Source organism: Actinoallomurus acanthiterrae (assembly GCF_054775715.1).
In genome coordinates, this window is the sequence record NZ_BAAHCO010000001.1 from 1,604,229 (window position 1) to 1,627,203 (window position 22,975).

The window sequence follows — 22,975 nt, forward strand, 5'->3', positions numbered from 1 at the left end:
ATGCGTGCGTGCTGAACTGCGAAACCATGTCATGAGGATCCGCACGAAAGTCCTTGTTCAAGCCTCATCGCGTCGGTCTTTCGCCTCGGCGACTCAACGGTGTCCCTGCACGGCGGCTACGACGGCTTGGACGGGATTGGGCTGGCCCAGGCGGACGAAGAGGCCGCGGCCCGTCGGGCCGTCGACGGAGATCTGGCGGGGGAGGCGGAGGTTGAAGACGTCGCCGTCGTCGGGGGAGTTGACGGCGAGGAGGACGCCCGTGCGGGAGCGTCTCGTGTCGGCGATGAAACCGCTGTAGCCGCGGGCCAGGTCCTGGGTCGTGCCGCCGATGATGACCGCCTGTTCGGCGTCCCTGGCCTCCCGGAGCGTCCGGACGAGGACGTCGTCGAACGGGGTCGAATCCAGGAGCTCCGCGTCGTCGACCACCACCACGTACCGGCTGATCCCGTCGACGACCTCCTCGAACCGGTAGGCGTCGTCCGGAGTCTCCAGCACCGCCGGCACGCCGGGCTCGCCGCGCAGCTCCCGCAGCGGCGACCGGCGCGGGCACACGAGGACCACCGGCACGGTGCCCTCACCGATCTTCGGGTCGAGCAACGACGTCACCATGGTCATGAGGACGGTGGAACGGCCGGACCGCGGCGGGCCGGCGACGGTGAAGCCGGGGCCTTCGGCCAGGAGGTCGACTCCCACCGGGCCGAGTTCGTCGCCGCCCGCGCCCACCAACCCCCACAGCGGGGACGGCGCGACGAAGTCGGGGTCCAAGGACAGCGCCTCGGCATACGTGATGCGGACCGGAAGCTCGTCGACGTGCAGCGGCCGCTGGTCGCGGAACGGGCGACCGTACGCGCGCTCCGCCTCGCGGGCGAGTCGCTGCAAAGCGGCGACCTGGGCGGTGCCCGACGCGACCTCGGTCAGCAACGCTATCTGGGACTCCCGCAGCGCGGTGCCACCCGGCCCGACCGGCTCGAGCGCGCGGCCGGGCGGCATGTCGCCCGGCACCTGGCGTTCGTTGACGCCCGCGTACGTGTAGTCGTTCGGGTCGGCCATGCGCAGGATGAGGCGGTCGTCGAAGACCGTGGAGACCTGACCGGTGAGGCCGGTGCGGTCGCCGGTGAAGACGGCGCGCAGGCCCACGGCGGCGCCTTCGCGGAGGAGGCGCAGGACGGAGTCGAGGAGGCGGCCGTAGTCGTAGTTCTCGAAGGCGGCGACGAAGCCCTCCCAGCGATCCAGCATGAGGAGCATCCAGGGCAGGCGTTCGGACGGGGCCACCGCTGCGCGTTGTTCGGCTAGAGAGGAGAAGCCGGTCGCGGCGAGGATCTGCTGGCGGCGGCCGACCTCGGCGTGGAGGCGCGCCAGGAGGCGTTCGACGCGTTCCGGTTGGTCGCGGGCCACGACGGCGCCGCAGTGGGGGAGGGCGACCAGGGGGAGGAGGGCGTTCGCGCCGCAGTCGATGGCGTACAGGTGGGCGTCGGCCGGTGCGCAGGTCGCGGCAAGGGAGCCGGCCAGGGTGCGCAACACGGTCGACCGGCCGGAGCGGGCCGCGCCGGCGACGTACAGGTGGCCGCCGTGCACGAGGTCGAGGGCGAGGACGGAGCGGGACTGGGCGGACGGCAGGTCGGTCAGGCCGTACGCGAGTGGCGGCACGTCGTCGTGGTCGGTGAAGACCGCGGGCAGGTCCTCGAGCGTGACGCGGGACGGCAGTGGCTCCAGCCAGGGCGGCGGCTGGTCGTCGAGGCCGGCGCGGTCGGCGGCCTCGCGGATCGCGGCGACGAGTGCCTTGAGGTCGGTGACGGTCGTGGCCTCGTCCTCGGCGGCCTCACTCAACGAAAGCGGTCGGCCGAGGCTGGGCCAAGGAAGGGGGACGACCTCGGCGGGAACGGCCGTGTGGGCGCCGGGGCGGCGGCCGCCGATCCGGGCCGACTGGACGGCCTGCGGGGCGGCGGCGCCGGAGCGTACGTAGCACCGGCCGGGGGTGGACTTGGAGATCCGGGCGGCGGACGGGTCGTCGATGACGTCGGCGGAGTGTTCGGCGTTGGTGACGCGCAGGGCGATCCGCAGGTTGGTGTTGGCGCGGATGTCGGCGGTGACGACCCCGGCGGGACGCTGGGTGGCGAGCAGCAGGTGGATGCCGAGGGAACGGCCGCGGCGGCCGATGTCGACGAGGCCGTCGACGAAGTCGGGCAGCTCCTCGGCCATCGTGGCGAACTCGTCGATGACCAGGACGAGGCGCGGCATCCGGGACGACGCCCGGGGGTCGCCGTCGTCGTACAGCTCGTAGTAGTCCTCGATGTCCTTGGCCCCGGCGTGCAGCAGGATCTCCTCGCGCCGCCGCAGCTCGGCGCCGAGGGACTCGAGGGCGCGTTCGGTGAGGTGGCCGTCGAGGTCGGTGACCATGCCGGCGACGTGCGGCAGCGACACGCAGTCCTTGAACGCCGCGCCGCCCTTGTAGTCGATCAGTACGAACGTCATCTCGTCGGGGCGGTTGGCGACCGCGAGCGACGCGATGACGGTCTGCAGCAGCTCGGACTTGCCCGCGCCGGTCGTGCCGGCGATGAGGCCGTGCGGCCCGTCGACGCGCAGGTCGACGGTGAACACCCCGTCGGCGGACAGCCCGATCGGCGCCGTGGTCGTACGGCCGCCGGCCGCCCAGATCGCCTGGACGTGGGCGGCGGTGGGCGTCGGCATGCCGAGGATCTCGAGCAGCCGGGCCTCGCGCGGGACCATCGACTCGGCGTCGTCGCGGGACACGTCGCGTACGGGGGCGAGGGCGCGGGCCATGCGGTCGCACCAGCCGGTGGACACCTGGTCGGCCAGGATCGGGCCGATGGAGTCGAGCCCGTGGCCGCGCAGCCGTACATGCTCGGGCCGGTCCCAGTCCCAGACGGCGACGGCGGTGCACTCCTCGGGCAGGAGGCGCTCGTCGTCGTCGACGCAGATGGCGTGCAGCCCGACCATGGGTCCACCGGACAGCACCTGGGGCATGCCGGGCACCCGGCGCAGCTGCCGCGCGCCGTCCATGACCAGGAGGATGTCGTACGGGCCGGAGCCGCCGAGCGGCTCGCTCGGGGAACGGTCGGCGGCGCGGCGCCGTTCGGTGATGCGGATCGCGAGCTCGGTGATGCGCCGGGCGACCGACTCGGGGTCGGCGCCGATGAGGGCGACGCACTCCTCACCTTCGCGGGGGGTGGAGTGGGGCAGCCAGCGCACCCAGTTCCAGTGCTCGGCGCCGTCGGGGTCCGACGAGAGTACGACGATGGCCAGGTCGCGGGGGCTGTGCAGGGCGGCCGCCTGGGCGACCAGCCAGCGGGCGAGGGCGCGGGAGCGGTCGCGCGGCCCGGCCAGCCCGATCACGCCGAGGTCGGCGAGCGGCAGCGTGACCGGGACGGTGCGCGCGACGGGCGGCTCGGGCATGACGGGCTCGGTGTCGCCGCCGCGGCCCGGGGTGAGCTCGATGCGGGCGGGCCGGTCGGCCACGCCGACGCGCAGGTGCAGCGCGTCGGCGTCGGTGCGGCGGCGCTCCCAGAGCCGCCGCCGGGGGCCGGTGGCGGTCAGCAGCACCTCGGCCGGGTCGGGCGCGAGGGCGCGGCGGTCGTCCTCGTCGGCGCGCCGCAGGGCCTCCAGGGTCTCGTCGAACTCGGCCTTGGCGTGCCGGTAGTCCCTCATCGCCTTCTTGTTGGACCTGCGGCCGTACAGCCGGTCGCTGATCCACTCGCCGACCTGGATGACGGGGTACGCCAGGGCCATCAGCACCCAGTACCACTGACCGGTGACCAGGGCCATGACGACGCCGGTCGCGGCGAACAGCAGGGACCCGAGCAGGCGGAGCCGTTCCCGCCGGCTCGGCGGGGGCTGCTGCGGGACTTCGAGGGCGGAGCGCCGCTCGGGCGGCAGCAGGCGCGGTGGCCGGTTGTAGGCGAGCCCGCCGTCCTCGAGGGGCGACAGGTGCGCGTCCGGGGTGGTGGACGGGACGTACGTCAGTACGGACGACCCGACCATGAGGACTCCGCCGGGCGGCCACTCGACAGTGCCGTCGAGGTCGGGGTGGCCGCTCACGGTGACGCGGTGCGACTCGACCGTGATCAGCAGGGCGTGCGGGGGCACGGACGGGTCGCCGAGGCGTACGTCCACGTCGGGGCCGCTGCCGACGGTGGTCTCGCCGATGCCGATGCGGTGCACCGCGCCGGAGGCGGGGCCGCCGGTCACGCGGATCTCGGCGCTCCCGGAGGGCTCGGTCAGGACGGTCGCGACGGCGTCGGCCGGGTCGAGGGCCACGAGCGCGCCGTCGCGCAGCACCCGCGCGGCGGGCGTGGCCGGGTCGAGCATGCGTCCGCCCGCCCAGAGAGGCGGCGCGGATTCCGTTACCCAGCGTGCGCTTGGTAGGTGAACGACTTCCGCGAGGGCCTCTTTGACCGGCTCGGTGTTCAGCGCCGTAATAAGTGATCTCGCAACGGTTTCTACCGTCATATCGGAATCACCGTTGACCACGACGTCACGGGGACCGTGATCGGTCATCACCGTGAGCGAGATTCGCATTACCCCTCCGGATTCGCCGTCTGCCGGACCAGGATAGAGAGGGTGCCGGGGTCTCTCCAGCGGGTCAGGCCGAGTACTCGCTTGATCGCCTTACTAGTTGGTGACATCAGTGGCCGAAACAATCTGTCGTTGCCGCATTGACGCCGGGCGGTAAGGGCGGAACGATGGTTCGCCGCGTACCCGTCAACGCCGACAGTCCGCAATCCCCCGAATTGGCGGAGCAGCCAGTGACGACGAGCAGTGATCGCAAGAGCGTCGCCGACACCTCCGGGCGGCCCTCGCTCGCGGTGGCGGCCGGCCACCGGATTCCCGTGCCGCCCCGGGAGCGCAAGCCGGCGATGGCGGCGTTGGCCGTCCTGCTCATCGTCGGAGGTGCGCTGGTCAGCGCCTATCTGGTGATGGCCAGCGGGCAGCGGGTCCCGGTCATCCGGGTCGCCCAGCCGGTGGCGGCGGGGCAGCGGATTCCGGCGTCCGCGCTGGAGGAGGTTCAGGTCTCGTCGGCCGGCGGCCTCGACTACATCCCGTGGCGGGACCGCGCGAAGGTCACCGAGACGTACGCGACCGTCACCCTCGTCAAGGGCTCGCTGCTGACCAACGGGATGATCAGCACGGCCGCCTCGGCGGCCAAGGGCACCGTCGTCGTCGGGCTGGCCCTCAAGCCCGGGCAGCTTCCGGCGGGCGGCCTGCACCCCGGCGACCGCGTGGCGGTGTACGCCGTGGCGGTGCAGGGACAGACCGGCATCCAGGGCGGCGCCGTCCTCGCCCCGGTGGCGATGGTGTACGACGTCGCCGAGCCTGGCCAGAACGACGTCCAGAGCGACCAGGTCCAGGTGTCGGTGACCGTGCCCACCGACGAGGCGCCGCTCGTGACCCAGGCCGCGTCGGCGGGCGCGGTGGCGGTCGCCGTCCTCGCGCCCGGCGAGCAGGCGTCGGGAAAGCGGGCGCGGGCCTCCTCCCCGCAGCCGGCCGTCCCCCCGACACCGCAGCAGTCGACGACGGAGCAGCAGCCGAGCGAGCACCCCACCCCTGAGCGCACCACGCGCCGACCCACGGCGGGCACCACGCGCGGTGGCTCGACGGGCAGGCCCTGATGGCCCTCATCGTCCTGGCGGCCGACAAGGGCGCGCCGGGCGTCACGACCGCCGCGGTCGCGATCGCGGCGGTCTGGCCGCGTCCGGTGATGCTGGCCGAGTGCGACCAGGCGGGCGGCGACCTGGTCTACCGGCTGCCCGGCGAGGACGGAGGGATGCTCAACCCCGCGCGCGGCATGCTGAGCCTGGCCGCCACCGCGCGGCGCGGGCTGCGCGCCGAGCAGATCTGGGAGCACACGCAGCGGCTCGTCGGCGGCCTGGACGTGCTCGTCGGCCTCACCAACGCCGAGCAGGCGCAGGGGCTCACGTGGCTGTGGGGGCCCCTCGGCCGAGCGTTCGCGGACCTCACCGTCCCCGGGCCTCCGAGGGAGGGTGCCGCACCACCGGTCAACGGCGGTCCGCCCGGGCCCGTCTCGTCCGGCGGGGTTTCGGTCGACGTGATCGCCGACTGCGGGCGGCTGGGCGCCGGATCCGTGGCGACCGATCTGCTCCGCGAGGCGTCCACCATCGTCCTGTTCACCCGCGCCACCCTTGAACACGTCGCTCACCTGCGTGAACGCATTAATTCCCTCGCATCGGAACTCGGTGGCCATGCCGCGCCGCCGATCGGTGTGGTCGTCGTGGCCGATCCCCGCGAATACCGCACCTCACTCACCGAGGTCGGCCGGATCATTTCCAATGCCAAATTGCCCGCGAGCGTTCTGGGGGGTTTCGCGCTGGATCCGAAGGGTGCTGAAATGCTGAGGGGGCGATGGGGCGGAAGGCTTGACAGGTCACTGTTGATTCGTTCGGCCCGGCAGATCGCGGGCGGGCTCGCGCGGGCCGCGGGCGGCCCGGAGACGGGCCGCGAGGGGCAGGGAGCGGCTAGTGGATCACAGTCTCGTTAAGCGACTGCGGCAGGAGGTGGGCGGGCGGCTCGCCGACCAGCGCCGCCTCGACGCCGCCAACGGCATCGCCCCGATGAGCTCGGAGGACGAGCGGCAGTTCGCCCGCGCCCTGATCGGGCAGGTCCTCGAGGAGTACGCCCGGTCGGAGATCGGCGCCGGTCGCCGGCCGCCGAACGCCGAAGAGGAAGAACAGCTCGCGGCCGGCGTGCACGCCGCGCTGTTCGGGGTCGGCCGGCTCCAGCCGCTGCTCGAGGACTCCGAGATCGAGAACATCGACGTCAACGGCTGCGACCGGGTGTTCATCGGGTACGCCGACGGCCGGGAGGTCATGGGCGAGCCGGTCGCCGAGTCCGACGAGGAGCTCGTCGAGCTGATCCAGATCCTCGCGGCCTACAGCGGGCTGTCCAGCCGGCCGTTCGACTCCGCCAATCCGCAGCTGGACCTGCGGCTGCCCGACGGGTCCCGGTTGTCCGCCGTCATGGACGTCACCGTACGGCCCGCGCTGTCGATCCGCCGGGCCCGGCTGGGCAAAGTGTTCCTGTCCGACCTGGTGGGCAACGGCACGCTCAGCACCGAGATCGGCCTGTTCCTGCGCGCGGCGGTCGCGGCCCGGAAGAACATCATGATCGCCGGGGCCACCAACGCCGGGAAGACGACGCTGCTGCGGGCCATCGCCAATGAGATCCCGGCGAACGAACGCCTCATCACCGTCGAACGCGCGCTGGAGCTCGGGCTCGACCACTTCCCCGAGCTGCACCCCAACGCCGTCGCGCTCGAGGAGCGGCTGCCGAACTCCGAGGGCCAGGGCACGATCACCATGGCCGAGCTCGTCCGCCGGTCGCTGCGCATGAACCCCTCCCGCGTGATCGTCGGCGAAGTGCTCGGCGACGAGATCGTCACGATGCTCAACGCGATGACGCAGGGCAACGACGGCTCGCTGTCCACGATCCACGCCAACTCCTCGTGGGAGGTGTTCAACCGGATCGCGACGTACGCCCTGCAGTCCGACGAGCGGCTGCCGATCGAGGCCACGCACATGCTGATCGCAGGTGCCATCGACTTCGTCATCTTCATCGAGAAGCGCAACGACTACGTCCACGGCGGGCGGCTGCGCCGCTTCGTCTCCAGCATCCGCGAGGTGACCGGCTGCGACGGCCGGGTCCTGTCCAGCGAGATCTTCGAACCGGGCCCGGACGGCACCGCCGTGACCGCCGCGCCCATCGCCTGCGCCCAGGAGCTCGTACCCTTCGGCTACGACCCGTCCCTCGGGGTCTCCTGGTGACGCCCGCCCTCTCCGACCTCGCCACGCTCCCGGCCATCCTCGCGGGCGCGATGATCGGCGGCGGCCTGTTCCTGCTCATCATCGCGATCCGCGGCGTACGGCCCCACCCGGGCCGGCCGTCCGGGCGCAGCCGCGAGGAGCTGATCCGTACGCTCACCACGCGTACGGCGCTGGCGGTCATCGCCGGCGTCGCCGCGTTGATCGTCACCCGCTGGCCCGTCGCGGCGGTCGGCACCGGCCTGCTCGTCCTCGGCTGGAACACCTTCGGCGGCGGCGCCGCCGAGGAGCGCCGTGCGATGGCCCGGCTCGAGGCGCTCGCCGCCTGGACCGAGTCACTGCGCGACACCATCGCCGGCGCCGTCGGCCTCGAGCAGGCCATCCCGTCGTCCCTGCGGGCGGTGGCGCCCGTGCTGGAGCCGCACGTACGGACCCTCGTCGACCGTCTCCACACCCGCGTGCCGCTCGCGGACGCGCTCCGCAGGTTCGGCGACGAGCTGAACGACCCGTCCGCCGACCTCGTGGTCGCCGCGCTCATCCTCAACGCGCGGCTGCGCGGCCCCGGCCTGCGCGACATGCTCGGGGCGCTCTCGACGTCCGCCCGCGCCGAGCTCGACATGCGGCGCCGCGTCGAGGCGAACCGCCGCACCACGCGCCGCAGCGTCCAGATCGTCGTCGGCGTCTCGGTCGGCACGGCGCTGCTGCTGGCCGTCTTCAACCGGTCGTACGTGAAGATGTACGACTCGTTCGTCGGCCAGCTCGTCCTCGCCGTGGTCGTCGGCCTGTTCGCCGCCGGATTCCTCTGGCTGCGCAGGCTCGCCAGGTACGAGATGCCGCAGCGCTTCCTCGGCGGGTCCGACACCGACCGGCCCGGCGTGCCCGGCGAGGTGCCCGAGACGGTCGCGCGCTGGCAGGGCCGTACCGGGACCGGCCCCAACCCCACGGTCAAGGGAGGCACCCGATGACCACCGCGCTGCTGGCCGGAGCGTTCTTCGGGCTGGGCGGATACCTCCTGTTCCGCGCCCTGTTCCCGCCACGGCCGGGCCTGGCCGCACGCCTCGCGGCCTTCGACGCCGCCCGCCGTCGCGACGAGAAGAAGCCCGAGCGCAGCGCGTCCGGCGACTCGCGCCGGTTCGCCGGGCCGCGCGCCCAGGTCGGCCGCTCCCTGGCGGCCTTCTACGAGGCCCGGGGATGGCAGCAGCGCTCGGCCCGCGCGGACCTCGCCCTGCTGGACCGGTCGTTCGAGGCGTTCCTGGCCACGAAGTTCCTGCTGTCGGCGGCGGCGATCGTGTTCATCCCGATCCTCGTCGGCTACTTCGCCCTCCTGGGCATGCAGGTCGCCGTGGCCGTGCCGGTGTGGGTCGGCCTCCTCTTCGCTCTCGTCTTCTTCCTGCTGCCGGACCTGAAGCTGCGCCAGGAGGCGGCGGCGCGGCGCCGTGACTTCCGGCACGCCGTGAGCGCCTTCCTCGACCTGGTCGCGATGAACCTCGCGGGCGGGCGCGGCGTCCCCGAGGCCCTCATGACCGCGGCGAACGTCGGCGACGGCTGGGCCATGCGCCGCATCCGCGACGCCCTGTCCAACGCCCGCATCACCGGCATCACGCCCTGGCAGGCACTCGGCCGGCTGGGCGAGGAGGTCAGCGTCGACGAGCTCCGCGACCTGTCCGCCGCGCTGGCCCTGGTCGCCGACGACGGAGCGAAGGTGCGCCAGTCGCTCGCCGCACGCGCGGCGAGCATGCGCAGCCGCGAGCTGTCGGACATCGAAGGAAAGGCAGGTGAGCAGTCCCAGTCGATGCTCGTCGCCCAGCTACTGCTGTGCGCCGGTTTTCTGATCTTCCTTGCCTATCCGGCGGTGATGCGGGTCATCGCCACATGACCGTACGACGGCACGGGAACTGTCTCCGACCCACCCCGAGGTGCTTCATGCAGTGGTTGAATCCGATGAACGACCCCCTCATCGTCTATGCGCGGACCTACGTCGAGGCGCGCGTCGAACGGCTCCGCCAGGACCCCGACAAATCCCGCGGGGCGTCCGCCATCGAATGGGCGATCATCACCGGGATCCTCGCCCTTATCGCGATCAGCGTCGGCTGGATCATCTTCCGGCGGGTCAAGTCCGCCGCCAACAAGATCAACGTGGATAACGGCCCCGGCGGCGGATGAGGTGTGCGCACCGAACAACGTGGGACGCGGCCTCGTCGCTCGTCACCCGTCGCCAGACCCGCACTGTAGGGAACGGGCATGACGAAGATGACGGCGTGGGGAGCGTCGCGCCGCACGCAGATGCGCGGCAGGGCGGACCGGGGCGCGAGCACCTTGGAACTCGCGTTGCTGACGCCGATCCTCCTGCTCGTCATCCTGCTGGTCGTCCAATTCGCGATGGTGTACCACGCCCGGCATGTCGCCCTCGCCGCGGCGCAGTCCGGTGCCCGGGTGGCCCGTGAACAGGGCGGCGGTGACTGGAAGGGGCAGGCTGAGGCGAAGGCGCGGGAGTACATCCAGCAGATCGGTCCCGAGCTGCTGACCGGGGTGACGCCGCAGGCCGGCGGTGACCAGAACCAACGGTGGGTCACCGTCACCGGCACCGCGGTGCGGGTCGTCCCCTTTCTGACCCTTCACGTCACCCAGCGATCCGGTGGGCCGATCGAGTGCTACCGGCCTGACGTCGGCGCCGGTACGGCATGCGGGAATGCGCCGTGATGACGGGCCCGGCGACGGAGAGCACGTCGGCGGCGAGTCCGAGGCCCACGGTGAGCGCCTCGGCGGCGAGGCCGTCGATCGCAGCGCGCGTGACCGTCCTGAGGCGGTCGACGCCCCCGGACGCGGGCACGATGGCCCTGGAGCTGGCCATCCTGACTCCGGTCCTCGTGGCGTTCATGATGCTGATGGTCGGGCTGGGCCGGATCGTGGAGGCGCAGAGCCAGGTCGACGGCGCCGCCCGTGACGCGGCGCGGGCCGCGTCGGTCGCCCGCGACCGCGGGAGCGCGCGGGTCGACGCGGACAACGCGGCGAAGGCGACCATGAGTGACGACAAGCGGTGCCGGGGCGGGCCGAAGACCGACACGGACTTCCGCGACTGGCGCCCTGGCGGCCAGGTCTCCGTCGCGGTGCGGTGCGACATCGACCTGGGCGGCCTGTCGCTGATCGGTCTGTCGGCGTCCAGGACGATGGTCGGCAAGGCGACCGCTCCCCTCGACACACTGCGGAGGATCGATTGACCCGGTGGCGTAGGGCGGTGGACGAGGGCCGCGACCGGGGGACGGTCGCGATGTTCACCACGATCTTCGCCCTCTTCGTCATCGTGCTGGCCGGCCTGGTCGTCGACGGTGGCCTGGCGATCCACGCCCGCCAGCGCGCCGCGGACATCGCCGAGCAAGGTGCCCGCGCCGCCGCCGACGAGGTGGACCAGGGCGTCCTGCGGCAGACCGGCGAGGCGCGGATCACCGACCCGCGCGCGGCCTGCGCCCGCGCCGAACGCCTCGTGGCCACCTACCCCGAGGTGACGGGGCGGGCCAGGTGCCAGATCGAGGGCGCCCGGACCGCCCGGGTCGTCGTACAGATCAAGGTCCGGCTGCAACTGCTCGCGATCGTCCCCGGCTTCAGTGACTTCACGATGACGTCCGCGGCGACCGCTCACCCTCAGGAGGGGATCTGATGAGAAGGGTGCGCGACCGATGAGCGAGCGAATCATCAGCACAGCGCCGCTGGTCACTCCTCCGACGCCGGGAGATCGGTCGACGCCGGGAGGTCGGTCGACACCGGGAGATCGGTCGGGGCCGGGAGGTCGGTCGGGGCTGGTTGGTCGGGAAGAACAGCTTGGTCGGGAAGAACAGCTTGGTCGGGAGAGAAGGGAGGGCGTATGAGCGCCATACGACGGCAGCCCGCGCGGATCGACCGCGGACGAGGGCCCGGTGACGTGCTCATCGGCGTGCTCGCGCTCGCCGCCATCGCCGCGCTTCTCGCCGGCGTCCCGTTCGCGTTGCTCACGTTCTTCGGCTCGCCGATCCCGAGCCGGATGCCGTCGATGGAGACGTTCACGCAGCGCCTGGACACCACCGCGCTGATGCGCATCCTCGTCCTCGTCGTGTGGCTGGCGTGGGTGCAGTTGGCCGCCTGCGTGATCGTGGAGGTGTACGCCGGGATCCGCGGGGTGGGCGTGCCGGCCCGGGTGCCGTTCGCCGGCGGCCCGCAGGCGGTCGCGCATCGGCTCGTCGTCGCCGCGCTGCTGCTGTTCACCGCGACGACCGTCGTCGTACCGGCGTTGACCGCGCCTCGCGCGACGCACGTCCAGGTCAAGGACCCGCCGCCGCGCCAGCAGCCGCGGCCGGCCGAACGCCCCGAAGCCGTCACCCGGCAGGCACCGGAGGCGGACTCCGACGCGCCGGTCCCCATGGAGCACAACGCCGTCCGCAAGATCTACCGGGTCCGTCCTCCGGAGGGGCGGCATCACGAGAGCCTCTGGGAGATCGCCGAGAAGTGCCTCGGCGACGGCCGCCGTTACCGCGAGATCTACACGCTGAACAAGGGCAAGCTGCAGCCGGACGGCACCCGGCTGACCATGGCGAGCCTGATCCGCCCGGGCTGGGTGCTCGACATGCCGGCCGACGCCACGCACGTGGAGGTCGTCCACCGGGGCCCGCACGACGGGCAGCACGAGCACGGGGTGCCGCACTCCGACGTCCCCGGCGGCGTCCACCACCACGGCTTCGTCAACACCGAGAAGCAGGCGGTCGAGGCGGCCCGGCGGGCGGCGCGCGAGGAGGCGCGGGAGGAGCACGCGAAGCAGGAGGGCCGTCAGGGCACCGGCTCACAGGGCGGTCAGGGCACCGGCTCGCAGAACGGACACGGCACCGGCTCCCAGGACGGCCATAAGCAACAGGGCGGTCAGGCCCCCGGCCAGGAGACCGCTCGTCCACCGGCCGCGCCGGCGCCGCACCCGACGGGCACGGCGCCGCCCGTACGGCCGCCGGCCCACGCGTCGCCGCGCGCCGAGCGGACGGTACCCGCCCACCCGGAGTCGCCGCAGTCCCCCGCCGAGCGGCCCTCGCACCTGCCGGCCTTCGGGTGGCCCGAGGAACTGGCCGTGGCGTCGCTGCTCGCCGCCGGGCTGCTCGCCGTGCTCGGCCGGCGGCGGCGCGAGCAGCTGTGGCGCCGGGCGTTCGGCACCAGGATCGCCCGGCCGGACGGGGAGGCCGCGCTCGCCGAGCAGGCGCTGCGCATCGGCGCGGACACCGACGCCACGCGCCTCCTCGACCTCGGCCTGCGGCAGATGTCGAAGGCCCTCGCCGCCGAAGGGCGCACGCTGCCCACCGTGTACGGGGTGCACCTCGGCACCGACAGCCTCGACCTGTGGATCGCCCCCGCCGACCGCAACCCGCCCGCGCCGTGGGAGGAGTACGACAACGGGCAGGTCTGGCGGCTGAACGCCGGCGCCCTCGACGGAGTGGCCACCGCGGACCTCGCGGACGTCCTCGCGCCGTACCCGGGACTGGTCTCGATCGGCACGAACGACACCGGCCGGATCCTCGTCGACCTGGAGACCGCGCACGGCCTGATCTCCCTGCAGGGCCCGGACGAGATCCGCCGCGCCGCGCTCGCCGCCGTGGCGGTCGAGCTCGCCACGAACCGCTGGTCCGACCACATGCGGATCACGCTGGTCGGCTTCGGTGAGGAGCTGTCGCTGATCGCCCCGGACCGCATCCGCGCCGTCGCCACGCTCGCCGAGGCGCTGCCGGAGCTCGAGAGCCGCACCGAGGAGGTGCGGCAGGCCCTGGCGGCCTCGGGCGCGGACTCCGTTCTCACCGGCCGCTGCCGCGGCGTGTTCGGCGAGGCGTGGATGCCGCACTACCTGATCATGGCCGACCCGCCGACGCCCGAGGAGGCCGAGCGCCTGGTCGCCCTCGCCCGTACCGGCCAGCGGATGGCGGCCGGGTACCTCGTCGCGGGCGAGACGCCGGGTGCGACATGGACCTGGGACGTCACACCCGACGGGCGGCTCCGCGCCGGAGTCCTCGGGTTCGACGTCGAGGCGCAACTCGTCCCCGAGCGGCACTACCGGGCGGTCGTCGAGCTGTTCCGTACCGCCGGGCGGGCGGAAGGCGTCCCGTACGGCGGCATCGACGCGGAGCCGGCCGTGCCGCCCGCGATGGGGGAGACCCGGCCGGCGGTCGACATCCGGCTCCTGGGCCCCGTCGAGGTGGACGCGCCGGGCGTCGTGGAGGAGAGCCGCCGGGCGCTGTGCACCGAGGCCCTGGTCTACCTGGCGACGCATCCCGAAGGCGTGCACCCGACCGTGCTGGGCGGCGCGGTGTGGCCGCGCGGTGTGGCCGCGCCGGTGCGCGACGCGACGGTCGCCCGCGTCGCCGACTGGCTCGGACTCGACTCACGCGGCCGCCCCAACCTGTACCACGACGAGCGCGGCCGGATCCGGCTCGGATCGGAGGTCCGGGTCGACTGGGAGATGTTCCGCTGGCTCGTCTGGCGGTCGGCCGCCGAACCCGCCTCCGAGACGGCCTACCTGACCTACGCCCTCGACCTCGTACGCGGCCCGCTCATGGACGGCCGCCCGCGCGGCCGGTACGGCTGGCTGGCGGCCGAGGACCTGGAGTACGACGCGACCGCGCGCATCGCGGACGTCGCGCACCGGCTCGTCCTCATGCGACTCGACGACGGCGACGCCCGGGGCGCGATCTCCGCGGCCCGCGCCGGGCTGCGGCTCGCGGTGGACGACGAGGGCCTGTGGCGGGATCTCCTGCGCGCCACCCACGCGACCGGCGACCACGCCGCGGTCCGCGGCGTCGTGGAAGAGCTGAGCGACCGCGTCAGCGCCGACCCGTTCGCCGCCCAGATGCAGCCTGAGACCGAGGCCCTGGTCGAGGAACTGGTCCCCCAGTGGCGCGGAGTCGCCGAAGGAGCGGGCTGATCGCCGAGCAGCGGACACGACCGTACGGGCCGTAAGCGACAGCCGGTTCCTACGCGACAGCCGGTCCGTACGCGACAAGCCGGTTCCTACGTGACCCGCGGTTCCTGCGCGACGGGCCCGATGACTAGCGGTAGATGCCGGTGTGTCCGAGGGAGAACCGGCCGGGTTGCGGGAAGACGCACAGCCCGCTCGGGGACGGGCCGACCGGGAGGCGCCGGAGGATCCGCCCGGTCCGCGTGGAGACGGCGAAGATCATGTCGGCCGCCCGGGCGGACAGCCACAGCACCCGGCCGTCCGCCGACACTCCGCCCATGCCGGGCGCTGCCGGAACGCGCCAGCGGCCCACCACGCGGCGCTCGCCGAACGAGATCAGGGAGATGGCCTGCGCTCCGGTGACATAGAGCGTTCTGGCGTCCCGGCTGGGGGAGAGCCCGTGCGCGCCGCGTCCGGTGGCGACGAAGCCGTCCGCGCGCCAGCGCTCGGCGTCGACCAGCCACACACCGCCGCGACCGGCGTCGGCGACATAGAACGTCCCGCCGTCCGGGGACAGCCGGACGTCCCGTGGCCGCGATCCGGCCGCGAGCCGGAGCGTCCCCGCGATCCGGTGCCGGACCAGGTCGACGCGGACGAGCCGCCCCGATCCGGAACATCCCACGAGCAGGGTGGTCCCGTCGGCGGACAGGTCGGCGCCCGCCGGGTCGGGGCAGGGCAGGCGGACGGCCGACCGGAGCCGCATGGTCCGCGGGTCGCGGAGTTGGAGGCGTCCCGGCCGGGTGCCCAGCACGATGGCGTCCCGGCCGTCGAGGGTGAAGTAGAGGTCCACGGGGTCCGCGACGGGCACGGTACGGCCGAGAGCGCCGGTTCGCGGGTCGATCGGCACGAGCCCTGCCGCCTCGGTGACCCACAGCGTCCGCAGATCCCAGGACGGGACGACCTGCCGTGGCGCGCGGCCGACCGGGACGCGGCGGAGCAGGCGGTACGTGCGGGCGTCGATGACGTCGATCACCGCGCCGCCGGTGACCGGGACGTACAGCCGAGGCGGCAGGCGCCGGGCCACGGAACCGAGCATGCCCGCCTGGGTCGCGGCGTAGACGCTGGTACTCCGGTCGGACGCGCCACGCCGGTCCAGCGAAGGCGAGGGCGTGACACGAGGCCGGACGTACGGCGCCGGCCCGCCGAGCGCCAGCACGGGGGAGTCGGGCCCCGGCCGGCCGCGGAAGGGCACCGGCGACCGGCACCCGCCGAGGATCGCGCATCCGACGGCCAGCGCCACGGCGATCGCGATCCGGCCGCGTGCCGCCGGTCTGCACCCCTCCATAGCTGCCCGACTGTAACCGGTTGAGGGCGGATCGTGAGCGAGTAATCACGAAGAGGTTGGCATCGGTTCGAACGGATTGAGCGTCCGCACGCCCGTCTGTGCGACGTCCTTGGTGTTGCGCGTGACGAACGTCCAGTCGTTGAGGTAGGCAGTCGCCGCCATCAGACCGTCGATGGCCGGCAGCCGACTCCAGGCACCACTCCAGCGCCCCCAGATCAGCGCAGCTGCTCCGCCTACTGGGACGATCCGGTCGGCACATTCCTCCATGAGTTCGTTCAGCCAGTCGCTCAGGAGCGTGGCCTGCGGTACGTCCCGCCGACTGAGCCGCTCGATGCGCTGCGTAATCTCCCCGATGACCAGTGAACTGAGGTACGTCTCAGCCCCCTCAACCGAGGAGTGCCATGCACGTAGGGCCGGGTTACATGCGCGTTTGCGTAGCTCGATGACAACGCTGGTATGGAGGAGGTACACCGCCGTTACTCCTCGAGCCAGGAGCAGACGTCGCGCCCCGGATCGTCGTCGCGCTCGATCAGCCGGTCGAAGTCGTCCGGGAAAGGAGGGCCGGCGAGTAGGAATTCGTGGAACGTCATCTTGCGTCGCTGCATTCGCCGGTATGCCGCTATGTCTACGACGACCACCGCTTCTGTCTCGCCATGGGCGATGATCTGCGGCCCCTTACCTTGGGCGCGGCGGACTACCTCATCGAACCGCTGCTCAGCGTCCTGGAGATGCCAGTACTGCTCTGGCTCGTGTCCTTGAGCGACGGTCATCGCGATCACCTTCCCATCTGCTGTCACAGCATGGATGATGATCGCACTATGTGTCTATCGAATTACTATTCGTGACATCAGGGAAGGGCGCTGGTGCGCCAGGCGCCGGGGCCGTGGGGGAGGGGACGGCGGAGCTGCCGGGAGCGGTCCGCCCACGCGGACCGGCGGGGCGGGGGCGTCGAACCGTCGGCCTCGGCCGCCCGGGCGCGGGCGGTCAGCACCGCGACCAGCGCGGCGATCTCCTCCGGTGACGCGTCGCCGCGCACCACCTGCAGGAAGGGGCGCTCGCTCATCGATCGTCTCCTACAGCGGGATGTTGCCGTGCTTCTTGGGCGGAAGGGTCTTGCGCTTGTCGCGCAGCGCGCGGAGCGCCTTGACGACCTGGCTCCGCGTCTCGGACGGCTTGATCACGGCGTCGACGTAGCCACGGGACGCGGCGATGTAGGGGTTGGCGAGGGTGTCCTCGTACTCGGTGACGAGCTCGGCCCGCCGGGTGTCCGGGTCCTCGGCGGCGGCCAGCTCGCGGCGGTAGAGGATGTTGACCGCGCCCTGCGCGCCCATGACGGCGATCTGCGCCGTCGGCCAGGCCAGGTTGATGTCCGCGCCGAGGTGCTTGGACCCCATGACGTCGTACGCGCCGCCGTACGCCTTGCGGGTGATCACCGTGACGAGCGGCACGGTGGCCTCGGCGTAGGCGTACAGGAGTTTGGCGCCGCGCCGGATGATGCCGTTCCACTCCTGGTCGGTGCCGGGCAGGAAGCCGGGCACGTCGACGAAGGTCAGCACCGGGACGTTGAACGCGTCGCAGGTGCGGACGAACCGCGCGGCCTTCTCGGACGCCTCGATGTCGAGCGTGCCGGCGAAGTGCATCGGCTGGTTGGCCACGATCCCGACCGGCCGGCCCTCGACGCGGCCGAACCCGCAGACGATGTTCGGCGCGAACAGCGCGTGGACCTCGAGGAACTCCCCGTCGTCGAGGACGTGCTCGATGACGGTGTGCATGTCGTACGGCTGGTTCGGCGAGTCGGGGATCAGCGTGTCGAGTTCGAGGTCCTCGTCGGTGATCTCCGGCGGCGCCGGGGTGTCGTACGCCGGCGCGTCGGACAGGTTGTTCGACGGCAGGTAGGACAGCAGCGCCTTGACGTACTCGATGGCGTCCTGCTCGTCTGCGGCCTGGTAGTGCGCGACACCGGACTTGGTGTTGTGGGTGTGCGCGCCGCCGAGGTCCTCGAAGGTCACCTCCTCGCCGGTGACCGTCTTGATGACGTCCGGCCCGGTGATGAACATGTGCGAGGTCTGGTCGACCATGACGATGAAGTCGGTCAGGGCGGGGGAGTAGACCGCGCCGCCCGCGCAGGGGCCCATGACGAGGGAGATCTGCGGGATCACGCCGGAGGCGTGGGTGTTGCGCTTGAAGATCTCGGCGTACAGGCCGAGGGCGACCACGCCCTCCTGGATGCGCGCGCCGCCGGAGTCGTTGATGCCGACGACCGGGCAGCCGGTCTTCAGCGCGTGGTCCATGACCTTGACGATCTTCTCGCCGAACACCTCGCCGAGCGAGCCGCCCGCGACCGTGAAGTCCTGCGAGAAGATCGCGACCGGGCGGCCGTCGACCGTGCCGTGGCCGGTGACGACGCCGTCGCCGTACGGGCGGTTCTTCTCGACGCCGAAGCCGTGCGCGCGGTGCTGCGCCAGCTCGTCGAACTCGACGAACGACCCCTCGTCGAGGAACGCGTCGACCCGCTCGCGGGCGGTCATCTTGCCCTTGGCGTGCTGCTTCTCGACCGCGCGCGCGGAGCCGGCGTGGACGGCCTCGTAGCGGCGGCGCTCCAGGTCGGCGATCTTGCCCGCCGTGGTGTGGATGTCGATCTCGTCCGCGGGCAGGGGCTCGGGCGCTTGCGTGGCCATGAACGCCAGGGTAGCCAGCCCGCCGATCAGGCTGCCAGGAGGGGCGGGATCTCAGGGAGCGAGACGGGACTCTGACCCCTCATGGGGACGAACTACCCTGAGCTGCGTGTCGACTCGAAACTCCGCTCGGCAGGAGATGCCCGAGCCACTGCGCCGTGACGTCCGGTTGCTCGGTTCCCTCCTGGGCAACGTCCTCGTCGAGTACGGCGGGCAGAGCCTGCTCGACGACGTGGAGGCCCTGCGGCATGCGGTGATCGCCGCCCGCCGCGGTGAGACGTCGGTGGACGACGTCGCCGCGATCGTCGGCGGCTGGCCGCTCGACCGCGCGGAGCTCGTCGCCCGGGCGTTCACCGTCTACTTCCACCTGACGAACCTCGCCGAGGAGCACCAGCGGATCCGCACGCTCCGGGAGCGGGACACCGGCGAGACGCCGCAGCGCGAGTCCGTCGCCTCCGCCGTGGCCGAGATCGGCCAGGACCGCGTCCGCGAGCTGCTGGACGACCTGGAGCTGCGCCCGGTCCTGACGGCGCACCCGACGGAGGCGCGCCGCCGTGCGGTGGTCACCGCGATCCTGCGGATCAGCGCCCTCCTGACGGACCTGCACGACCCGCGCGCGGGCAGCGGGGAGCGCGACGAGATCACCCGCCGGCTCGTCGAGGAGATCGACCTGCTGTGGCGCACGTCGCAGCTGCGCCGGACGAAGCCGGACCCGCTCGACGAGGTCCGCACCGCCATGGCCATGTTCGACGAGACGATCTTCCGCGTGGTCCCGGCGATCTACCGTTCGCTCGACGCCGCGCTGGCGCCCGGCACCGGCGAGCGCCCGCCGCTGGCCCGGCCGTTCCTGCACTACGGCAGCTGGATCGGCGGCGACCGCGACGGCAACCCGAACGTCACCGCCCAGATCACCCGCGAGGTGATCGGCATCCAGGCCGACCACATCCTGCGCGCGCTGGACAACGCCTGCACCCGGATCGGCCGGACGCTGACCGTGCACGAGACGACCACCCCGCCGTCGCAGGCGCTCACGGGCGCGCTCGCCGCCGCCCGCGCCGCCCAGCCGGACCTCGTCGCCGAGATCGGCAAGCGGTCGCCGGGCGAGCCGCACCGGCAGTTCCTGCTGTACGCCGCCGAGCGGATCCAGGCCACGCGGCTGCGCGACGCCGACCTGGCGTACGACGGCCCGGCCGACCTGCTCGCCGACCTGCGCGTCGTCCAGGACTCCCTCGTGGAGGCGGGCGCGCCGCGCCAGGCGTACGGCGATCTGCAGCATCTGATCTGGCAGGTGGAGACGTTCGGGTTCCACCTGGCGGAGTTGGAGATCCGCCAGCACTCCCAGGTGCACGAGAAGGCCCTCGCCGAGGTGCGGGCCGGCGGCGCGCTGAGCGAGCAGACCGAGGAGGTCCTCGACACCCTGCGGGTGATCGCGTGGGTGCAGGAGCGGTTCGGCGTCGACGCGTGCCGCCGCTACGTCATCTCCTTCACCCGCACCGCCGACGACGTCGCCGCCGTGTACGAGCTGGCCGAGGCCGCCGCGATCGGCGGCAACGCGCCGGTCCTCGACGTCGTGCCGCTCTTCGAGACCGGCGAGGACCTCGACCGGTCCCCGGCCGTGCTGGACGGCATGCTCCACCTGGCGCCGGTGCGCCGCCGCCTCCTGGAGACCGGCCGCCGCATGGAGATCATGCTCGGCTACTCCGACTCGGCCAAGCAGCTCGGCCCGACGACGGCGACCCTCAAGCTGTACGACGTGCAGGGCGCGCTCACGGCCTGGGCGGCCCGGCACGACGTCAAGCTGACGATGTTCCACGGCCGCGGCGGCGCGCTCGGGCGCGGCGGCGGCCCGGCCCACCGGGCCGTCCTGGCGCAGGCGCCCGGCTCGGTCGCGGGCCGGTTCAAGGTGACCGAGCAGGGCGAGGTGATCTTCGCCCGGTACGGCCACGCGGAGATCGCCCAGCGCCACGTCGAGCAGGTCGCCAACGCCGTTCTGCTCGCCTCCACCTCCGCGGTGCAGGAGCACGCCCTGGCGGCCGCCGAGCGGTTCCGGCCGCTGGCCGACCGGATCAGCGAGGCCGCAGAGCGGACGTTCCGGTCCCTGGTCGAGTCGCCGGGCTTCCCGGAGTGGTTCGCCTGCGTGAGCCCGCTGAACGAGCTGTCCAACCTCCGGCTCGGCTCCCGGCCGTCCCGGCGCAAGGCCACCACCTCACTGGACGACCTGCGGGCGATCCCCTGGGTGTTCTCCTGGACGCAGACGCGGGTCAACCTGCCCGGCTGGTACGGCCTCGGCAGCGGCCTGGCCGCCGTGGACGACCTCGACGCGCTGCGTGAGGCGTACGGTTCGTGGCCGCTCTTCGCCGCGCTGCTGGACAACGCGGAGATGAGCCTGGCCAAGACGGACCGCGCGATCGCCGAGCGTTACCTCGCCCTCGGCGACCGGCCGGAGCTGGCCGAGACGGTGCTCGCCGAGTACGACCGCACGAGCTCCCTGGTCCTGCAGGTCACCGAGCACTCCCGCCTGCTCGAGAACCGCCGGGTGCTGTCCCGCGCGGTCGAGCTGCGCAACCCGTACGTCGACGCGCTGTCGCACCTGCAGCTGCGCGCGCTGCAGGAGCTGCGGGCCGGGATCGAGGACGACGCCGAGCGCGAGCGGATCGAGGACCTGCTGCTCCTGGCCGCCGCCGGGGTCGCGGCCGGCCTGCAGAACACCGGCTGATCGCCGAGAATGGATGATTCTCGTCGATCTGACGGTTAGAGGGGTGCATGGGTATAAGGCTGGCCGAAGCCGTCGATCGTGAGTCGGTGGAGGCGATCGTCAAGGCGGCGTACGACCCGTGGACTCCGGTGATCGGCATGGAGCCCGTCCCGCTCACCGCCGACTACGGAGAGTTGATCGAGGCGGGGCTGGTCCACGTCCTGGAGATCGACGGGATGATCGACGCGCTGATCGTCCTGCGTCCCGAGGATGACGTGCTCCTTGTGGAGAATGTCGCGGTCAGCCCGGATCGTCAGGGGCGCGGACTCGGGCGGCGGCTGCTGGCCTTCGCCGAGTTCCGCGCCCGGTCGCTCGGGCTGCCGGCGGTGCGGCTCTACACGAACGAGAAGATGATCTCTAATATCGGCCTGTATGAATCCCTGGGTTATCGCGAGTCCGACCGGGCGGGAATCGACGGCCGCCGCGTCGTTCACATGCGAAAGCGGCTCTGAGCGGCGAGAAAGGCCGCACATCCGCCCCACATCCGAGGACGGGGGGCTGATCTTCACCTAAAGTCATAGGTGATGACTGTTCGCGAGCCTGTGTCTCACCTATCGCCGCTGCCGCGCTACGCGATCCTCGTAGACGTGGGGTATCTCTACGCCGCAGCGGGTGACCTCCTGTTCGGCGTCTCCTCCCGTCGCTCGTACCGGGTCGACGCCGAGGGGCTCATCAAGGCCCTGGAGGATCGCGCGTCCGCGTGCATGCGCGGAGAGTTGCTGCGCATCTACTGGTTCGACGCCGCGCGCGACCGCGTGCCGACGATCGACCAGCGGGTCGTCGCGCCGCTGCCCCGGGTGAAGCTCCGGCTCGGCAACCTCAACAAGCACAACCAGCAGAAGGGCGTCGACGCCCAGATCCGCGAGGACCTGGAGACGCTCGCCCGGCACGGCGCCGTCACCGACGCCATCCTGCTGGCCGGAGACGAGGACATGGTCCCGGCCGTCGAGGCCGCCCAGACCTACGGGGTCCGCATCAACCTGTGGGGCGTGGAGCCGCCGTACGGCACCAACCAGGCCGAGCGGCTGATCTGGGAGGCCGACACCGTCGACGTCGTCAACGCCGACTTCGTCAAGCCGTACTTCATGCTCGACACCTCACGCGAGGCCCCGCCGGAGACGCCGGTCACCCAGCCGATCCCGTCGCCCACGGCGGTCTTCGGCGCCCGGCCCAAGCCGGCGCCGCCGCCCGTCCGCCCCCAGCCCAGCGTCGCCAAGCTCGGCCCGAGCCGCGACCGCGTGGAGGAGATCGGCGAGCACATCGCGCACAAGTGGATCCTCACCCGCGGCCGCGACAACATCCGCGACCTGCTGCCCGGCCCGATCCTGCCCACGGTCATCGACAAGGAGCTGCTGATCGAGGGCGAGAAGGAGCTCGGCCACTCGCTGCGCCCCTACAAGGAGGCCCGCGACTGGCTGCGCGAGGGCTTCTGGGCGCGCGTCTACCGGGAGTTCGACTTCAACGTGGGCGTCTCCGGCAAGAGCCGCTGACCGCAGTCCCGCACTCCGGTCT

Annotated in this window: 19 protein-coding genes; 13 read left to right on the plus strand and 6 right to left on the minus strand. The window is 72.4% G+C overall.

Annotation, left to right across the window (positions count from 1 at the left end; translation table 11 throughout):
- Nucleotides 1-93: 93 nt before the first annotated feature.
- Nucleotides 94-4,326, minus strand: a complete 4,233-nt coding sequence (locus tag ACYVF7_RS08005; protein ID WP_460337127.1) for an FtsK/SpoIIIE domain-containing protein — start codon at nucleotides 4,324-4,326, stop codon at nucleotides 94-96.
- A 437-nt stretch (nucleotides 4,327-4,763) separates the two neighbouring features.
- On the opposite strand from ACYVF7_RS08005, the gene ACYVF7_RS08010 reads away from it, so the two are divergent.
- The 10 genes from ACYVF7_RS08010 to ACYVF7_RS08055 all read left to right on the plus strand — a co-directional run bounded on the left by ACYVF7_RS08010 (nucleotide 4,764) and on the right by ACYVF7_RS08055 (nucleotide 14,715).
- Nucleotides 4,764-5,627 (plus strand): CpaB family protein, encoded by an 864-nt coding sequence (locus tag ACYVF7_RS08010; RefSeq protein WP_460337130.1) that lies wholly within the window; start codon nucleotides 4,764-4,766, stop codon nucleotides 5,625-5,627.
- Nucleotides 5,627-6,514: a hypothetical protein gene (locus tag ACYVF7_RS08015; protein ID WP_460337133.1), complete on the plus strand. Its 888-nt coding sequence runs from the start codon at nucleotides 5,627-5,629 to the stop codon at nucleotides 6,512-6,514. Before ACYVF7_RS08010 ends, ACYVF7_RS08015 begins: the two co-directional genes overlap by 1 nt.
- Nucleotides 6,495-7,796, plus strand: a complete 1,302-nt coding sequence (locus tag ACYVF7_RS08020) for a CpaF family protein (protein WP_460337136.1) — start codon at nucleotides 6,495-6,497, stop codon at nucleotides 7,794-7,796. The genes ACYVF7_RS08015 and ACYVF7_RS08020 overlap by 20 nt, the downstream gene beginning before the upstream one ends.
- Nucleotides 7,793-8,758, plus strand: a complete 966-nt coding sequence (locus tag ACYVF7_RS08025) for a type II secretion system F family protein (protein WP_460337139.1) — start codon at nucleotides 7,793-7,795, stop codon at nucleotides 8,756-8,758. Before ACYVF7_RS08020 ends, ACYVF7_RS08025 begins: the two co-directional genes overlap by 4 nt.
- Nucleotides 8,755-9,669: a type II secretion system F family protein gene (locus ACYVF7_RS08030; protein ID WP_460337143.1), complete on the plus strand. Its 915-nt coding sequence runs from the start codon at nucleotides 8,755-8,757 to the stop codon at nucleotides 9,667-9,669. Before ACYVF7_RS08025 ends, ACYVF7_RS08030 begins: the two co-directional genes overlap by 4 nt.
- 47 nt (nucleotides 9,670-9,716) lie before the next feature.
- The gene (locus ACYVF7_RS08035; RefSeq protein WP_460337146.1) at nucleotides 9,717-9,956 is read left to right on the plus strand and encodes a hypothetical protein; all 240 of its coding nucleotides are present in this window, start codon (nucleotides 9,717-9,719) and stop codon (nucleotides 9,954-9,956) included.
- Nucleotides 9,957-10,034: 78 nt separating this feature from the next.
- Complete coding sequence (locus ACYVF7_RS08040; protein ID WP_460337149.1) at nucleotides 10,035-10,493, plus strand: TadE/TadG family type IV pilus assembly protein; 459 nt, start codon at nucleotides 10,035-10,037, stop codon at nucleotides 10,491-10,493.
- A gap of 89 nt (nucleotides 10,494-10,582) precedes the next feature.
- Nucleotides 10,583-11,011: a TadE family protein gene (locus ACYVF7_RS08045; protein ID WP_460337152.1), complete on the plus strand. Its 429-nt coding sequence runs from the start codon at nucleotides 10,583-10,585 to the stop codon at nucleotides 11,009-11,011.
- A 17-nt stretch (nucleotides 11,012-11,028) separates the two neighbouring features.
- Nucleotides 11,029-11,448: a TadE/TadG family type IV pilus assembly protein gene (locus tag ACYVF7_RS08050; RefSeq protein WP_460337155.1), complete on the plus strand. Its 420-nt coding sequence runs from the start codon at nucleotides 11,029-11,031 to the stop codon at nucleotides 11,446-11,448.
- A 204-nt stretch (nucleotides 11,449-11,652) separates the two neighbouring features.
- Nucleotides 11,653-14,715, plus strand: coding sequence for a hypothetical protein (locus tag ACYVF7_RS08055; protein WP_460337158.1), 3,063 nt, complete (start codon nucleotides 11,653-11,655; stop codon nucleotides 14,713-14,715).
- Nucleotides 14,716-14,839: 124 nt separating this feature from the next.
- Here ACYVF7_RS08055 and ACYVF7_RS08060 read toward each other — a convergent pair whose 3' ends face one another.
- From ACYVF7_RS08060 to ACYVF7_RS08080, 5 genes are all read right to left on the minus strand, one after another.
- Nucleotides 14,840-16,033 (minus strand): YncE family protein, encoded by a 1,194-nt coding sequence (locus ACYVF7_RS08060; RefSeq protein ID WP_460337160.1) that lies wholly within the window; start codon nucleotides 16,031-16,033, stop codon nucleotides 14,840-14,842.
- A 45-nt stretch (nucleotides 16,034-16,078) separates the two neighbouring features.
- Nucleotides 16,079-16,504 (minus strand): PIN domain-containing protein, encoded by a 426-nt coding sequence (locus ACYVF7_RS08065; protein WP_460337163.1) that lies wholly within the window; start codon nucleotides 16,502-16,504, stop codon nucleotides 16,079-16,081.
- A gap of 5 nt (nucleotides 16,505-16,509) precedes the next feature.
- The gene (locus ACYVF7_RS08070; protein ID WP_460337166.1) at nucleotides 16,510-16,803 is read right to left on the minus strand and encodes a type II toxin-antitoxin system prevent-host-death family antitoxin; all 294 of its coding nucleotides are present in this window, start codon (nucleotides 16,801-16,803) and stop codon (nucleotides 16,510-16,512) included.
- 77 nt (nucleotides 16,804-16,880) lie between these two features.
- Nucleotides 16,881-17,096 carry an acyl-CoA carboxylase subunit epsilon gene (locus ACYVF7_RS08075; RefSeq protein WP_460337169.1) on the minus strand — a complete coding sequence of 72 codons (216 nt, stop codon included), beginning with the start codon at nucleotides 17,094-17,096 and terminating at the stop codon, nucleotides 16,881-16,883.
- Nucleotides 17,097-17,106: 10 nt separating this feature from the next.
- A complete protein-coding gene (locus ACYVF7_RS08080; protein WP_460337172.1) occupies nucleotides 17,107-18,711 on the minus strand; it encodes an acyl-CoA carboxylase subunit beta in 1,605 nt (534 codons plus the stop codon).
- A 136-nt stretch (nucleotides 18,712-18,847) separates the two neighbouring features.
- Here ACYVF7_RS08080 and ACYVF7_RS08085 point away from each other — a divergent pair, with 136 nt between their 5' ends.
- From ACYVF7_RS08085 to ACYVF7_RS08095, 3 genes are all read left to right on the plus strand, one after another.
- A complete protein-coding gene (locus tag ACYVF7_RS08085) occupies nucleotides 18,848-21,424 on the plus strand; it encodes a phosphoenolpyruvate carboxylase (RefSeq protein ID WP_460357829.1) in 2,577 nt (858 codons plus the stop codon).
- Between the two features lie 47 nt (nucleotides 21,425-21,471).
- A complete protein-coding gene (locus ACYVF7_RS08090) occupies nucleotides 21,472-21,915 on the plus strand; it encodes a GNAT family N-acetyltransferase (protein ID WP_460337175.1) in 444 nt (147 codons plus the stop codon).
- Between the two features lie 72 nt (nucleotides 21,916-21,987).
- Complete coding sequence (locus ACYVF7_RS08095; RefSeq protein WP_460337178.1) at nucleotides 21,988-22,953, plus strand: NYN domain-containing protein; 966 nt, start codon at nucleotides 21,988-21,990, stop codon at nucleotides 22,951-22,953.
- Nucleotides 22,954-22,975: the final 22 nt, after the last annotated feature.